This window comes from Paenibacillus apiarius, assembly GCF_017052585.1.
Lineage (GTDB): Bacteria > Bacillota > Bacilli > Paenibacillales > Paenibacillaceae > Paenibacillus_B > Paenibacillus_B apiarius.
The window spans coordinates 1,944,001-1,959,723 of record NZ_JAFFHZ010000001.1 but is presented as its reverse complement, the minus strand read 5'-3'; the positions used below and the strand labels follow the sequence as shown (position 1 = coordinate 1,959,723).

Genomic DNA, 15,723 nt, shown 5'->3' with positions numbered 1-15,723 from the left:
CTGATGGAAATCATTCATTGTCTGAAACGGCGGAAGCTCATTGAAACAATGCATCAATGCCCAAATACGTAAATTCCATCACTTGATTGTTCGTCTGCAGCTCGCATTCGTATGGCTGCAGCAGCGCATTCAGTTCTGCGGCGAACAAATCGGAGCTTTTGGCGATTTGTCCGCCGAGAATCAGCCGTTGCGGACGGAAGCTGTGAATATAAGGCGACAGCATTTCGACCAAACGTGTCCCGAACTCGCGGAAGACAAGCAAGGAAGCGATATCGCCGCTGCGGGCCGTGTCGGCCAAGTCGCGCACATCCTGCTCCGGCCGGCGCGCGCGCATCCGATCAGCCAGCTCCAATATGCCGCGGCGGCCGAATTGCTCGTCCACGAGGCGCCCGCGATACGCCTCCGCATAGAGCATGCCGCTGTCCGGCACGCCGCTGCGGCCCGCGACGGGGCGACCGGCTTCGATGAACGCCGAGCCAAGCCCGGTGCCGAGCGTCAAGCAGAGGAGCCGCTCGTGCGGGTACAGGCGGCTCAGCCCGAGCGCGAACAGCGTCGCGTCGTTCTGGAAGCGAACGTCGGCGTCGGCCAAGGAAGCCGCCCACGCTTCCCCGGATGCGGCACGGCGGGCGAATTCGGCGCGGAGCGCGTCGCGCACGTTGACGCCATAGAGGCGGTCGTACTTGCCCAGGCCTTGCAGGCGCGCCACGCCCGCTTCGTAGTCGAACGGACCGGGGAAGGCGAAGCCGATACGCACCGCCGCCGCAGGCCGGTCCGGGCTTGCGGCGGCGTATGCGCCGAGCAGCTCGCGGCAAGCGCCGGCGAAGCCCGCCACGATGGTGGCGGTGTCGCCCTCCGCCCGCGACGGCCACTGGCCGCTCACGTTCGGCACGAGGCGCCCGCCCGCGACGACGGCCGCTTTCAGCGCCGTGCCGCCGGCGTCCAGCGCCAGCGTCACGGCATGCGGCGCCGGCGCGGAGCCGCGATGCGCAGCCGAGGATGGGCCGCGCATCGCTTAGGCCTCCTCGCCAGCGTGCCAGCCGTGCGGCAATAGCGGCGTCGACCATGTGGACGCCACGCCCGCCTTCACGAGCCTGCACGGAGCGCCGCCGGCGTTCTCGATGCGGTAGCGGCCTATGCTTGCCGGCACGATATACGCTTCCGCGTAGCCGAATTCCACGGCCTTCGCCTCGTCGTCCAACGGGATGAGGCGCACGCGCTCGCCCTGGACGAGATTGTACATGACGAATTCGCCGTTCGTATCGTCTTCCCAGCGGTCAACGAGATGAATCCGCTTGACGCAGAACAGCAGATCGTCATGCTGTCCGAGCAAATACTCCTGATTGGCGCCTTGCTCTTCGATCAGCTGCGGCTCGGGTATTAGATGGCGCTTGACCCAATCCGTAGTTTTGTCGAAGTCGACATTGTGTTCGGCATGCTCGATGTTGATCGGGCGGGGCTTGCCGTCCAAGTCCTTGCGCAGATAGTCGTAAATTTTAAATGTAAACCACCACGTCGTCGAGGAGACCTCCAGCACGAGATTGCCCTCGCCAGAGCAGTGCACCGTTCCGGGAGGAATGAGGAACAGATCGCCTTTGCCGGCATCGAACTCATTCACGTAATCCGTGAACGGCATCGGCACGCCCGTCTCCTGAGCTTCGCGAACGGCGCCGAAGAAGCTGTCCGGGGTGCTTCGATCGGTCAAGCCCAGATATACTTTGGCGCCTTCCTTCCGTTCCATGATGTAATAGGATTCTTGCTGCGTCATATGCTCGTTGAAGTTCGCTTCTGCATACTCCTGCTTCGGGTGGACCTGGCAAGACAGGTTGTCGCCGTCAATCGTATCCAAATAATCGAAGCGGACCGGGAAATAGTCGCCGAACAACGCAACCGGACGCTCTCCCATCACGCGCTTATATTCATAGGTCATCAGCAGCGTGAAAGGCACCTCGATCGTGCGGTCTTCATGCTGGAGCAGCAATGAGTTTTCCGGCGCAATCGGCTCGAAGCTCCAGGCGCAGTTCACCCAGTCCTGCGGCAGATCGCACAGCTCCTTCAAATATTGGCCGCCCCACACGCCCGGCGCAAAGAACGGCTTGACCCGCAACGGCTGCGCGGCGGCTTGGGCCAGCATGTGGCGCAAGCCGGCTGTCGTCGTGACGACGGGCTCCTTCGGCTTGTTCATGTCTACATAATAATCAAAGCGCTCAAAGTTCCTCTTGCGGTAGGTCTCCCACACGGGCCATTCGAGGAACAGGCAGATTTTATATTTTTCCACATGATCCCGATTCCATGACAACCCGAGGTTGCACAGGCCGTTGCGGTGCTCGAGCTGCTGGTATTCCCGTGACACATCGAAGTAAAAGGACAAGTGAACGTTGGGCTGGGCGAGCCATAGCGCCCCTGGGCCAAACAGCAGAACGACTTGCTTGCGGGCGGCGTCCGAGCGGCGCTCATGCTCTGCAGCATCGGCTGCCACAGCGGCTGCGAAGCGCTCTTTCGCATCAGACCTAAAGTAATCGGCAACGTCCGCATCCGATGCCATATACCCAAAAGCGCGGTTCTCGGTAATATAACGGCGGAATTGGCGGCGAAGCGAGTCGCCGCTGCGCATCAAGTCCGCAGTGCAGTAGACGCAAGCAGTCACCTGCTCCTTATCCAAACGCTCGACAATGCGCGAGATGATGAGTTGCATATTTGCGCCATGCGTGCCGTCCAGGGCCACGACCAGTTCATCTTGAACCGAATGATTCAGGGCGGACATAATCGCTTCCGCTATTGGTTCCGTACCGGGATCAAGCCCTTGCGGCATCCAGGCCAAAGGACGATTGCCTTCGCAGGACACGGCTGAATGAATCACATTGCAGGGATATTTATTAAACATGAAGAAAGCCCTCCATTCTTTCGCAGGTCATTGCGCAGGGAGAGGAAATCGTTCTCCGGCCGCTATGCCCCCATTGTAATGAAAGAAGGGAAGGCTGTATTTGGACATGGATGCTCCTTTTTTGTACAAAACGGACATGACAATCGTTTAAGCGCGCGGGGGCGCTTTCGGGCGGGAACGTCCCTCGGCAAATTGAGACCTCCGGAAACGCGCGGGGGATACACCCAGCTTGCGCGTGAACACCCTTGTAAAATAATGAACCGATTCAAACCCGCACCGCGCGGCGATATCTTTAATCGCGGCGCCGGAGCGGAGCAGCATGTCCTTCGCCGACTGAATTCGGCGCTCCTGCACATAATGGACGAACGTCTGGCCGCTTTCCTGAACGAATAAGCGCGACAGATGGCGCGAAGAAATATGCAAATGCTGCGCCACAATGTCTAGCGATAGCGGCCCGCTCAAGTTATCTTCCAAATAAAGCTGCGCCCGGCGGAACAGGTCATTGACCGGGCGAACCGGATCTTCCGCGCTGAATGCAGCCGGCAGACGGTTCGGGTCCGGCGTGAACAGCGGGAGCATGGAATAGAGCAGCGCATGCGTCGCTGCTTGCAGGACGGGGGGCGGATAGAGCGCCTGCCCGACATCGAACATGCCAAGCAGCGTTTCCCATAGCTTTGCCATTGGGGACGCGGAGGCATCCGGAATGATAGGCAAGGCGTGAGCTGCCATATGTTGAAACGCTTGGGCATAATCATCTTCTGTATGCTCCTCATCCATATCGAAGGCGACGAAGCATAGCGCAAGCCCTTGAGCGCTGCGAATCTGATGCCAGATGCCAGGGCGGGAACAGAAGGCGGATCCGGCGGTCAGCGGGTAATCATGTCCGTCATCCGTGTACTCGCCCGTGCCGCTTAACACATAGCACGCTTCCAAGAAGGAATGGCGGTGCACAGTGTTATTATAATGCTGCGGCATGAAGCCCCAATAATGCACGCGAAAGGCGATGGGCCCATTGCGAAGGATGGATGCATGCATATTGAGCGCCGTATTCGCTTTTTTAAATACGGAATGGTTCATCGTCAATCTTCCTTCCTGTCCTCATATCCGCTTTGCTGCGCTTTCATTCGCATGCGGATTAAGCCTGTGCTTGGTTGCTTTTTCATCGTTGTCTCCTTTCGGCGCCGCTTGGTTGTGAGGAAAGAATTGGAACTGTCTCTTTAGTGTGACGTTTGTTACAATAAATTTTACGACTAAAACAGTGTATCGTTTCGGGAAGAGCGAATACCGAAATACACTTCACAGAAGCGTCACATAAAACGCTTTCTTCTTCCTTATTGTTTGCATTTTGTCACAGCTTTTGACAATTGGATATGGGACAATATGGATGCAGGGAGAAATCATCATATGGAGGGGACGGACGATGTTGTTAACGGCAGAACAGCCGGTGCAGTGGAACGATGAAACCGTAGAACGTTTGGAGACCCGCAAGGCGGTTTATCAGTTGTTAGCCGATTTCCTTGGCGAAATGCCGACGCTCGATGTCATTATGTCTTGGCGGAACCATCAGGGGTTACAGCAGATGTCCTGCACGTCTGAAGGAGCCAAGCAGCTGCGCTTGTTGTTGGAGAACTTGTCGATTAACGAGTTGTACGCCGTATTTTCTTCGCTGCGCGATGAATATATGCGCCTCTTCGGTTCCTCGGGCCAATTGCCCGTGACGCCGTGCGAGACGATGTACCGTGCGAGCGAACAGATGATGCCGAAGTCCTACGCTCAAGTTGTGCGGCAGACGTATGCTGAATTCAGCTTATATTTCAAAAAAATGAATGGCGAGCCTGACGATCATATCGCGATTGAGCTGGAGTTCATGGCCGTTCTGATTGAAAAGATGATGAACAGCGTCATGACGGAGGATCGCTTTGACCGTTACATGAACGGACAGCGTGAATTCTTGCTCCATCATTTGCGCCGGTGGGCGCCGCGTTTCGGGGATGACCTGAGGCAGCATGCGGAGCATCCGGTATATCAGGCCATTGGTCTGCTGCTTACCGAGTTTATTTCCAAGGAAGCAGCTTGGGCGGAGAAGACTGCTTAACTATAACGATTTCTAATTCATATGCGAGAGTATAATTATTTGTTGTCTAAGGGATTGTCGCGAAAGGTCTGCCGGACCTGAAGGACAGTCCCTGTTTTTAATTGAATAAAGTACAGTCCAATTGCCATTTCTTCACCCCATTTTCCTATTCCGCTGGATGTTTTCCAATGAGACTTATTTTGACCGCCAAAAAGAGCTGTCCCTCAAGTCTGCTGCTCTTGGGATAGCTCCTTGTAGACGGCATTCCGATGAGGAAGACTGAACGTTTGCGATATTATCCGGTTACGCCCAATCCTCTTTGACAGTCAGTCCGCGCCAATATATCGACCAAGCCGCTTCAAGCTTTTTCTCAAAGCGCTCGGGTCCGCCATACAGCAGTTCTACGAATAGTCCATCAAGGATGCAGATGAACGCCCTGGAAGCCTGCTCCGGATGCACGCCACATATTTCATGGGTTCTAAGAGCTTGAGCCATTCGGGGAACCAGCCCTTTTTCCAAGCGGTCCAAAAATTCATTCATACGCTCCATAACTTGTTCCTGCAGCGCTTCCGGCGGGAAGAAGGAGACACGCAGAATGAACTTCAGCACATCGTATTGCTCATAGCGCTGGCGGTATGATTGAATGAGCTGCGTAAGCTGATCGTGCAGGGACATATGCTCATGTTTATTGAAAAAATCGGTAATCCAGTTCCACTCATCTATAAAAACGGTTTGAAGAACATGAAGAAATAAATCGTCTTTGCTCTTATAATGAGCATATATGGATGGTTTCTTGATGCCGACATCTTCGGCGATTTTCGCTAAAGACGTCCCGTCATAGCCATGCTTGGCAAAATGGGAGAGGGCGATGAGTTGAATGCGGTTTGCGGTCAAAGGGAATTCCTCCATTCCTCGCTGTTCCTTCATCTTGCAGAAACGGCCTCGTGTTTACAGCGATAGGGGGATGGCCGTCTCCACTTGGCTACCTACCGTTCGTTCGAAAATTATGTCACATGATTGTAACCGTTGTCAATGACATATTTGCAGTTACTGTTTTCGGGTATAGTAAAGGAATATAGAATGAGCACTACCTTCATTGTCTCTTCGGCCGGAAGGGTTTATGCGTTATAGAATCGTCTTAGCCTCGATCTGGAAAAATTATTGGCATTTTCTGCGTATGCGCACTAAAAAAACGATAGGGAACACGAGAAATTGGGTGAATAGATAGCATAGATAGTTAGAATGGGGGAGCATGCAGATGAGAAGGGCGCTGCAGGTCGGGTTATTCATCATCATGTTGTTGACGTTCGGCTTTTATATCAATGATACGTTTGGAAATACGATCGCTACAGCGCTCAGTATTATGACGACGTTGGCAGTCGTCACGCTGGCAATCATTATCTTTATGGAGAACCGGCATCCATCCAGCACGGTGGCATGGATATTGGTGTTGGCGCTCGTTCCTGTAGTCGGGTTCATATTTTACATGCTGTTCGGACAGAACTATCGCAAACGGCGCCGGTATGCGCGTAAAGCGGAGCAGGACAGACAAGCGTATGCCTTTATCGACAATGAGGCATTGCTTCGGAGAGAGCAAATATTAGGATCTTTTACTGATGATCAACGTCAATTGTTGCGTCTGACCAGCCGTCTCAGCAAGAGCCCGATCTCGTTCTCGTCGGAGACGCGCATTTTGAACAACGGTGAAGAAACGTTTGCGGCGTTGCTCGCAGAGCTAGGCCGGGCCGTTCACCACATTCATATGGAATATTACATTTATCGGGACGACGATATCGGACGGAAGATTAAGTACATTTTGATGGAGAAAGCAAGGCAGGGCGTAGAGGTGCGCTTTATGGTCGATGCGGTAGGCAGCATGCATTTGCCAAAAACGTTCCTGAATGATCTGCGCCGGGCAGGGGTGGAGGTAGCTGCCTTCGGTGCGGTGAAATTCCCGCTGTTCTCGAATCGGGTCAACTATCGCAATCACCGCAAAATCGTCGTCATCGACGGCGATGTCGGGTTTATCGGGGGACTGAACGTCGGCGATGAATATTTAAGCCGCAGCAAGACGTACGGCTTCTGGCGGGACACGCACATGATCGTGCGGGGAGAGGCGGTGCAGACGCTGCAGATTATATTTATGCAGGATTGGGCCCATACGACGACGGCCAACCTTTACGGGCCGGAATATTTGCTGCCGCGGCCGGTAGAAGCTTCAGGCGGAGCGGTGCAAATCATTGCAAGCGGGCCGGATCAAGATTTCAAAACGATGAAAAACGTCTTCTTCTCGATGCTGACCTCGGCCAAGAAGTCCATCTGGATCGCAACGCCGTATTTCATTCCGGATGAAGATATTTTTACGGCGCTGCGGGTGGCGGCGTTGGCAGGCATCGATGTGAAGCTGTTGTTTCCGGCCAAGCCGGACAAGTGGCTGCCGTTTCTTGCGTCGCACTCTTATTTTCCCGGGCTTATGGAGACGGGCGTGCAAATTTATGAATATGAAAAGGGCTTTCTGCATTCCAAGCTTATTATTGTAGACGGCGAGGTTGCGACAATCGGAACGGCCAATATGGATATGCGCAGCTTCCATTTAAATTTCGAGGTGAATGCGATTCTTATGCGAACGGACAGTGTGGCGGCGCTGGTCGAGGATTTTGAACGGGATTTGCAATATACGACGCCGATCGAGGAAGAACAATTCGCGCATAAGAAAGTCGTCACCCGGTTTTTAGAGTCCGCCGCCCGTCTTTTTTCACCTTTGCTTTAACGATCCGGATTGCGTCATTCCGCTGCCTTAACCGTATAAAGAAGGCCGAAAAGACCCCTGTTAAACGGGGATGGGACGGATTGACTGCTGCAATCGTTTATGGCATGATGTTACTAATAATTTGGGAACGAGTTTCATTATCCATGGAGTTTCCAAGGCGGAATAACTTATTTATGCAGGTAATCATTCATATAAGAAACTATTTATATAGTAAATAATAGTACGGGATTAAAGAGTTTAATCTATCTCTTGAGCAGCAGAGCTGCTTCGCTTGATGGCGGAGCAGTTTTTTTGGCTACTGAGGAACAGGTTTGCAGCAACCTCTAACAGACTTATGGGAGAACGGGGATGGATCCATGTGGAATAACCGTAATGTATGGATTGTGCTGAGCGGAGAGTTTGTTGCCGGTCTCGGTTTGTGGACTTCGATTATCGCGAATTTGGAATTTATGCAGCAGCACGTGCCGTCAGATTTCATGAAATCGCTCATTTTATTCGTCGGGCTGCTTGCGGGCGTGCTGGTTGGCCCGTATGCGGGAAAAGTCATCGATACGAGCAGCAAGAAGAAGGTGATGATATACGCCGGAATTGGGCGGATGGTCAGCGTGTGCTTCATGTTTCTTGCTTTGTCGATGGAATCGGTATGGTGGATGGTGTTGTTCGCGGTCAGTCTGCAGGTGTCCGCGGCGTTCTACTTTCCGGCTCTGCAGTCGGTCATTCCACAGATTGTCCAAGAGAAGGATTTGATAGCGTTAAACGGAGTTCATATGAATGCCTCCACTATCGCCAGAATATTGGGTACGGCGCTGGCGGGAATGATGTTGGCCGTCATGAGTCTATTCTCGTTATATTTCACTTCTCTTATCGCGTACGCGCTGCTGCTGGCATCCACCTTCTTTTTGCAAGTAGGGGATAGCGGGACGCCGCATGGCACAAGGAAGCAAAGAGGCAAAGAGAACGGCGGGTTCAAGGAAATCGTCCCGATGCTCAAGCAACTGCCTGTAGCTGTCATGGCGCTTGGGTTGTCGGTTATTCCGGCGCTGTTTATCGGCGGCTTTAACTTGATGGTCATCAACATTAGCGAATTGCAGCACGATCAGCAGATTAAGGGTCTGCTGTATGCGGTGGAGGGCACGAGCTTTATTGTTGCCGCATTTTTCGTGAAGCGGATTTCCGGAAAAGTAAATCTATTGAAAATGCTGCTCTCGTTTTCATTTGTCATCGCCATCTCGCATATGCTGTTGTTCTTTGGGGATATCAGATGGGTGACGCTGCTGGCATTCGGCTTGTTCGGCCTTGCGGCAGGCTTCTTCTTCCCGTTGCTGTCAACGTATTTCCAGACGACGATTCCGAAAGATTATCATGGCCGCTTCTTCTCGTTCCGGAATATGTTGGACCGGATGCTGTTCCAAATCGTTCTGCTCGGGACCGGCTTTTTCCTCGATACGATCGGGCTGCAGTACATGGTGCTCATTTTCGGCGGACTTTCGTTTGCGCTGGCGCTCTATGCCTTGCTTTACTCTGACAAGATAACGGCGCGAATGCTCTCCAAGCATGCCGGACCACACGTTGAAACCGGGAGTGCCCGGATGTAGCCAGTTCCCGCTCGCATTGTGCAATTTGAATGCGGCGGGAACTTTTGTATTTTCCTGGAGGACAAATGGCATTATTTTACCTTTATGTGAAACAGTATGATATACTCTGAATATGCTGTAGGAAGCGATTTCATTACAGTTCAGAGGAGGATGGTGAATGGCAGGCTCAGAAGAAATCATTCAATTGACGGAGCGATATGGCGCGAGGAATTACAATCCGTTGCCTATTGTCATTTCCAAAGCGGAAGGAGTATGGGTGGAAGATCCGGAAGGGCGCCGTTATTTGGACATGTTGAGCGCCTACTCTGCCTTGAACCACGGACACCGCCATCCGGGCATTATTCAAGCGCTCCTGCGTCAGGCGGAGAAGGTGACGCTATCTTCCCGGGCGTTTCATAGCGAATCGTTGGCTTTATTTTATGAGAAGCTGTCTGCCTACACGGGGAAAGCGATGATTTTGCCGATGAATACAGGTGCGGAAGCAGTGGAGACCGCCCTCAAGGTTGCGCGGCGCTGGGCATATAGGCAGAAGCAAGTCCCGGCGAATCAAGCGGACATCATCGTGTGCAGCGGCAATTTTCACGGGAGGACGATTACGGTTATCTCCTTCTCCTCGGCAGAGGAATATAAGGAAGGCTTTGGACCGTTTACGCCAGGCTTCACGATCATTCCATTTGGGGATGCCGAGGCGCTGGAGCAGGCTATTACACCGAATACGGCCGCTTTTCTCGTGGAACCGATTCAAGGGGAGAATGGCATCGTCATTCCGCCCGACGGTTATTTGCGGCAGGCCTTCGAAATATGCAAACGGCACAACGTCTTGTTCATGGCGGATGAAATCCAGACGGGCTTCGGACGTGCAGGCAGACGGTTCGCCTGTGACTGGGAACATATCGTGCCGGACATTTATATCATGGGCAAAGCGCTGGGAGGTGGCGTGCTGCCTATTTCGGCCATCGCGGCGGATGAAGAGATTCTGGGTGTGCTGGAGCCTGGATCGCATGGCTCTACCTTCGGAGGCAATCCGCTTGCTTGCGCGGTGGCGGTAGCCGCTCTGGAGGTATTGGAGGACGAGCGGCTTGCTGAACGCTCGGAGAAGCAGGGAGCATACTTCAAGCAGCGGCTGGAGGACATTGATAGCCCGGTTGTCCGCGACGTGCGGGGCCGAGGGCTGCTCATTGGCGTGGAGCTGACGGAGCCTGCGCGCCCGTATTGCGAGATGTTGATGCGGCTTGGCATGCTGTGCAAGGAGACCCATGACAATATCATCCGCTTGGCTCCTCCTTTAATTATCGAGGACACTGAGCTCGATTGGGCGTTGGAGCGCATCCAACGCGTATTGGCTCGTTCATAACCGTACCCGCTTGTCAGTCTTGGAGCTTTATTTCATATTAGCTTGCAAGGAGGAGAAAAGTTGTCTATGACGATGACGATGAATCGAAAGCTGTCGATAATTAGTGTTCCATTCGGACTAGGGGCAGGCAGAGCGGGAGCGGAACAAGGACCTGAAAGTATTGTTCGCGCCGGATTGCTCCGGCAGCTCAAGCAGTTGGGGGCAGAAGTGGCGGCGGTGCGCGAGGTGGATTTGCCTTCGGCGGCTACGGCCAAAGAAGGGCTGGATGAAGAGCCTGTCCCCGCGCGGAACGCGAAGCATCTCGCCGAGGTGCTCTATACTTGTTCCGCGTTGGCAGAACAGGTGTCTGCTGCCGTAACCGACGGTTGCTTTCCGCTTGTGCTGGGGGGCGATCACAGCATCGCGATGGGCACGCTCGCTGGATTGACACGGCACTACCGCAATGTAGGCGTCATATGGTTCGATGCCCATTCCGACTTGAACACGGAAGAGACGAGTCCGAGCGGGAACGTGCATGGCATGTCGCTGGCCGTTGCGGTGGGCAGAGCCGGGTTCGAGGAAATGCCATGGGCGGGGCCATATGTGAGAGCGGATCGCGTCGTGCTTATCGGGGCGCGCGACCTCGATCCCGGAGAGAAAGAATTCATTCGTCAGCAAGGCATCACCTGCTTCACGATGCACGAGATTGACCGCATGGGCATGGAGCGGGTTGTGCAGGAAGCGCTGCGCATTGTCGGCCGCGACACGGATGGAGTGCATCTCAGCTTTGACGTGGACAGCATCGATCCTTCCGAGGCGCCGGGAACGGGCACGCCGGTACGGGGTGGAGTGAGCTACAGGGAAGCGCATTTGGCGCTGGAGCTCATGCATGAATCCGGCCTTATCACTTCGGCGGAGTTCGTGGAAGTGAATCCGACGTTGGATGTGAACAACCAAACCGCGAGGCTGGCCAAGGAACTGATCGGCTCGCTGTTCGGACAGCGAATATTATAATCACGACCTATCTGCTTTTCATTCGCGGTTATAGCTGCCCATTGGAAAAGATACAGTAAAAAGTAGGGATAGAGCGGTTGAATGATATGTAGACTGTATTTCATCCAATGGGTAAGACAAAGGGGTTGCGGTTAAACCTTCAGCCCAGCTTTTTCTCTTGGAAACGGAGAATAAGTGTCGAGCCGGATATGTTCTCGACAAGCAAACCGGAGGTGGAAAACCTCCGGTTTGCAGCCTGCTGCATTTATATACGCCGGATGCGATTACTTCATGATGACGCTAGGAATGCTGCCTATGGATATCACCTGCTCCAGCGCCATCTGGACTTCTGCCCCTTCATGATTGAGCACATAGAAGCTTTTTCCCGCTGCTTCATAACGCCGCAACAGGGCTGCGAATGGCTCCAACTGATCCAGCAGCATCATATCGTTTAATTCAAAGACGACACATTTCGCTTTATGCTCCAGTGTCCGTTCCATGCCAAGAAATGCTTGGTATTCTCCCCCTCGATGTCTATCTTAATCATGTCGATATGAGGCAAGTGCGCGAGTGCATCGTCCAGCCTTGCGGTCTCCGTCTCGAATTCCAATATATCGTCCCGATAGTGCTTGAAGTATTCCGGTCCCGCCAAATGGGCAAGAATGACGGTGAAGTATCCTACATTAGCTCCGATATCGACGACGACATGCCCCTCTTTTACGTGATTCTCCAAATACTTTGTTAGCGGCCATTCCATATCGCCGTTTATAGCGAGCTCTGGTGTAATGCTCAGATCGGCGGAAGGGACGATGAGCTTGCCTCCCTAAACGGGTTTGACGAGAAACGGTCATTATCCATGTAAATTGCGTGCGTTCAGTCACTCCTTTGCAAAAGATCCCTTGAAATATCAAACTTTTCCATGCCGGACTTTTACAACTTATGCGGCGCGGTTCAGCAACATAACGCTTGAAGGGGAAACGTCTGGAAATCGCCTCGCCGGAGGGGTTGTGTTCTTGGCGAAGCCTTGGTAGGATGAGTCTGAAAGTGCTTGCAGCGGCTGGCTTTCGTCGTGGAGAAAGCGGGACCGCTTGCGTACAATAATATCGTATATTCTATAAAGCGACTTATTGAACAACATTTAATAGAAACGAGCAACGATGTAGTGGATAGCGGAACCATACGGATAGTTTGGATAGAACATTGGGGGAACGCTAAAGAGGAGGAAGGGCAATGAAGTATCGCAGTGTGTTTGACATCATCGGTCCGATTATGGTGGGTCCGTCCAGCTCGCATACAGCCGGGGCAGCCAAGATTGGGCGCCTTGCGCGCAGCATTTTCGGAAGAGAGCCGAAGCGGGTGCATATTTCTTTATACGGCTCGTTCGCGGAGACGTATAAGGGACACGCGACGGATGTGGCGCTCATTGCGGGCATTTTGGATTATGACACGAATGACCCGCGTCTGCCGCAGGCGCCGCAATATGCCGCAGAAGCCGGCATCGAAGTGGTCATTACAACGGAAGACGCCGTGCCGGAGCATCCCAACACCGCTTGCATCAAGATGTCGGACGAGCGGGACGAGATGGAGGTCGCAGGCATCTCCATTGGCGGGGGCAAGGTGGAAATTACGGAGCTGAACGGATTCGAGCTGAAGCTATCCGGTCAATGTCCGGCTATTCTGGTATTGAATCATGACCGGTACGGAGTCATTGCCGGAGTGACGCAAATATTGAGCGGACAGCACGTCAATATCGGACATATGGAAGTAAGCCGCAAGGAGAAAGGCAAGATGGCGCTTATGGTCATTGAAACGGATGAGAAGATAAGCGAATCGATTATAGACGAGATTCGCGCGCTAACGGGGGTTAACCGCGTGCTGCGCATGGAAGATTAACGACATCGGCGAGGAAAGGAGGACAAGGTTATGTTCCGCAATGTAACTGAATTAGTCGCGCTTGCCGAAGAGCGTTCGTGCAAAATCGCGCACATTATGATACAGCAGGAAATGGAAGTGCGCCAAACGACGCGCGAGTCGGTCATCGAGCTGATGACCCGCAATCTGGACGTCATGGAGCAGGCGGTCGCGCGCGGTCTGGCAGGGGTAAGCTCCCACTCCGGCCTTACGGGAGGAGACGCGGTCAAGATCCAGCAATATATCGTCTCCGGCAAAGTGTTAAGCGGCGAAACAATAATGGATGCGGTCAGCAAAGCGGTGGCGACGAATGAAGTCAACGCCGCGATGGGGCTCATCTGCGCAACGCCGACCGCAGGATCGGCCGGCGTCGTGCCGGGAACGCTGTTCGCGCTCAAGGAGAAGCTGCAGCCGACACGTGAACAGATGGTGGACTATCTGTTCACGTCGGGAGCCTTCGGCATGGTCGTGGCGAACAACGCCTCCATCAGCGGCGCTGCGGGCGGCTGCCAGGCCGAGGTGGGATCTGCCGCGGGCATGGCGGCGGCAGCCATTGCCGAGCTGGCGGGCGGAAGCCCGCGCCAGGCGGCGCATGCAATGGCGATTGCGCTGAAGAATATGCTCGGTCTGGTGTGCGACCCTGTCGCAGGGCTGGTAGAGGTGCCGTGCGTGAAGCGCAATGCCATGGGTGCGGCAATCGCCATGGTGGCGGCAGATATGGCGCTTGCCGGCGTGGAGAGCGTCATTCCGTGCGATGAAGTCATCGAGGCGATGTTCCGCATCGGACAGACGATGCCGACCACGCTGAAGGAGACTGCGCGCGGGGGGTTGGCCGCCACTCCGACAGGCCAAAGATTGAAGCAGCAAATATTCGGGGAACAGCAGACGCAATAAACGAAAAGAGATAAATAAAATAGCTGGAGCCGGAATGTTAAGGTTCCAGCACTGAGGGGGTACTGAAATGCAAGAGCGACAGCCCGAACCGGGGGGATTGACCGGGCAGCGCAAGACAGAGCATGTTCGCATCTGTTTGGAGGAGCCGGTGAACGGTATTGGCATTACAACGGGACTGGAACGATACCGCTTTGTGCATCAAGCGCTTCCGGACATCGACTACCGCGACATCGATCTTGCTACCGCTTGGTTGGGCAAGCCGGCACGGACGCCGCTCTTGATCAGCTCGATGACGGGAGGCAGCACCCATACGGCATCGATTAACCGGCGTTTGGCCGTCGTGGCGGAAGCGCGCGGATGGGCAATGGGCGTCGGCTCAGTGAGAGCGGCAGTGGAGAATCCAGACGTCGCGGACACATTCCAGATGCGCGATCTGGCGCCGACGATTCCTTTGTTCGCCAATTTGGGCGCGGTCCAATTGAATATGGGCATGGGACCGGATGAATGCCGCCGTGCGGTGGAGCTAGTGCGGGCGGACGGGCTTATTTTGCATCTCAACGCGCTGCAGGAGGTGTTCCAGCCGGAAGGCGACTTGAACTTTGCCGGGCTGCTTCGCCGCATCGAGGAAGTGTGCCGGGCATTGGAAGTGCCCGTGGGCGTGAAGGAAGTCGGCTGGGGCATCGCGGCGGATACGGCCAAGCAGTTGGCCGACGTTGGCGTTGCCTTTATCGACGTGGCCGGAGCGGGAGGGACCTCGTGGAGTCAAGTCGAGAAGATGCGGCTCCCGGACCCGGTTCGCCGGCAGGCTGCCGAGGCTTTTGCCGATTGGGGCATTCCAACGGCAGAGAGTGTGCGGCAGGTGCGCGCCGCGTTGCCTGACCACATGGTGGTAGCCAGCGGCGGGCTCCGCACCGGCGTCGATGCGGCCAAGGCAATCGCTCTGGGGGCGAACGCAGCCGGCTTCGGACGTTCTCTGCTTGCCGCGGCGGCCGATTCGGAAACAGCGGTTGACGATGTGCTGGCACGGGTGGAGACGGAGCTGCGCATCGCGATGTTCGGAATCGGGGCGCGAACGATTGCGCAGTTGCGAACGACTGAACGGCTAGTATAATATGACATCACCCTGTTATAATTGAATATACTAATAATGGCCGCAGCTTGATAACTGTGGCCTGTTTCGTATAAATTTCAACCGGGAATAGTCATGAAAAACGGAAACTTTTCACGCAAATCGACGCCTTTTATTCATAAAATCCACGTTTTTCACGGTTT

General features: G+C 54.3%; 14 protein-coding genes. 8 read left to right on the top strand and 6 right to left on the bottom strand.

What is annotated here, in order from left to right; translation table 11 throughout:
- Nucleotides 1–37 precede the first annotated feature (37 nt).
- From JSQ80_RS09020 to JSQ80_RS09010, 3 genes are all read right to left on the bottom strand, one after another.
- Nucleotides 38–1,009, bottom strand: coding sequence for an ROK family protein (locus JSQ80_RS09020; protein ID WP_206095060.1), 972 nt, complete (start codon nucleotides 1,007–1,009; stop codon nucleotides 38–40).
- 3 nt (nucleotides 1,010–1,012) lie between these two features.
- Entirely contained in the window at nucleotides 1,013–2,881 is a 1,869-nt protein-coding gene (locus JSQ80_RS09015; RefSeq protein WP_206095059.1) for a class I mannose-6-phosphate isomerase, read from the bottom strand.
- Between the two features lie 147 nt (nucleotides 2,882–3,028).
- Entirely contained in the window at nucleotides 3,029–3,958 is a 930-nt protein-coding gene (locus JSQ80_RS09010; protein ID WP_206095058.1) for an AraC family transcriptional regulator, read from the bottom strand.
- 343 nt (nucleotides 3,959–4,301) lie between these two features.
- On the opposite strand from JSQ80_RS09010, the gene JSQ80_RS09005 reads away from it, so the two are divergent.
- A complete protein-coding gene (locus tag JSQ80_RS09005) occupies nucleotides 4,302–4,976 on the top strand; it encodes a TorD/DmsD family molecular chaperone (RefSeq protein WP_087433919.1) in 675 nt (224 codons plus the stop codon).
- Nucleotides 4,977–5,258: 282 nt separating this feature from the next.
- Here JSQ80_RS09005 and JSQ80_RS09000 read toward each other — a convergent pair whose 3' ends face one another.
- Complete coding sequence (locus JSQ80_RS09000; protein WP_087434097.1) at nucleotides 5,259–5,849, bottom strand: TetR/AcrR family transcriptional regulator; 591 nt, start codon at nucleotides 5,847–5,849, stop codon at nucleotides 5,259–5,261.
- A 364-nt stretch (nucleotides 5,850–6,213) separates the two neighbouring features.
- On the opposite strand from JSQ80_RS09000, the gene cls reads away from it, so the two are divergent.
- The 4 genes from cls (at nucleotide 6,214) to rocF (ending at nucleotide 11,667) form a co-directional block, all read left to right on the top strand.
- Nucleotides 6,214–7,725: a cardiolipin synthase gene (cls, locus tag JSQ80_RS08995; protein WP_206095057.1), complete on the top strand. Its 1,512-nt coding sequence runs from the start codon at nucleotides 6,214–6,216 to the stop codon at nucleotides 7,723–7,725.
- Between the two features lie 356 nt (nucleotides 7,726–8,081).
- Nucleotides 8,082–9,320, top strand: a complete 1,239-nt coding sequence (locus JSQ80_RS08990; protein ID WP_206095056.1) for an MFS transporter — start codon at nucleotides 8,082–8,084, stop codon at nucleotides 9,318–9,320.
- Between the two features lie 157 nt (nucleotides 9,321–9,477).
- Complete coding sequence (locus JSQ80_RS08985; RefSeq protein ID WP_206095055.1) at nucleotides 9,478–10,674, top strand: ornithine--oxo-acid transaminase; 1,197 nt, start codon at nucleotides 9,478–9,480, stop codon at nucleotides 10,672–10,674.
- Between the two features lie 66 nt (nucleotides 10,675–10,740).
- Nucleotides 10,741–11,667, top strand: coding sequence for an arginase (rocF, locus tag JSQ80_RS08980; protein ID WP_240463988.1), 927 nt, complete (start codon nucleotides 10,741–10,743; stop codon nucleotides 11,665–11,667).
- Between the two features lie 263 nt (nucleotides 11,668–11,930).
- On the opposite strand, the gene JSQ80_RS08975 is transcribed toward rocF, so the two are convergent.
- Together JSQ80_RS08975 and JSQ80_RS08970 are read right to left on the bottom strand one after the other, a co-directional pair.
- Nucleotides 11,931–12,146 carry a hypothetical protein gene (locus JSQ80_RS08975; RefSeq protein WP_206095054.1) on the bottom strand — a complete coding sequence of 72 codons (216 nt, stop codon included), beginning with the start codon at nucleotides 12,144–12,146 and terminating at the stop codon, nucleotides 11,931–11,933.
- Entirely contained in the window at nucleotides 12,098–12,403 is a 306-nt protein-coding gene (locus tag JSQ80_RS08970) for a class I SAM-dependent methyltransferase (protein WP_206095053.1), read from the bottom strand. The genes JSQ80_RS08975 and JSQ80_RS08970 overlap by 49 nt, the downstream gene beginning before the upstream one ends.
- Nucleotides 12,404–12,876: 473 nt before the next feature.
- On the opposite strand from JSQ80_RS08970, the gene sdaAB reads away from it, so the two are divergent.
- The 3 genes from sdaAB to fni all read left to right on the top strand — a co-directional run bounded on the left by sdaAB (nucleotide 12,877) and on the right by fni (nucleotide 15,562).
- Complete coding sequence (gene sdaAB / locus JSQ80_RS08965) at nucleotides 12,877–13,539, top strand: L-serine ammonia-lyase, iron-sulfur-dependent subunit beta (RefSeq protein WP_206095052.1); 663 nt, start codon at nucleotides 12,877–12,879, stop codon at nucleotides 13,537–13,539.
- 30 nt (nucleotides 13,540–13,569) lie between these two features.
- The gene (gene sdaAA, locus JSQ80_RS08960; RefSeq protein WP_206095051.1) at nucleotides 13,570–14,451 is read left to right on the top strand and encodes an L-serine ammonia-lyase, iron-sulfur-dependent, subunit alpha; all 882 of its coding nucleotides are present in this window, start codon (nucleotides 13,570–13,572) and stop codon (nucleotides 14,449–14,451) included.
- Between the two features lie 67 nt (nucleotides 14,452–14,518).
- Nucleotides 14,519–15,562 carry a type 2 isopentenyl-diphosphate Delta-isomerase gene (gene fni, locus JSQ80_RS08955; RefSeq protein ID WP_206095050.1) on the top strand — a complete coding sequence of 348 codons (1,044 nt, stop codon included), beginning with the start codon at nucleotides 14,519–14,521 and terminating at the stop codon, nucleotides 15,560–15,562.
- Nucleotides 15,563–15,723 lie beyond the last annotated feature (161 nt).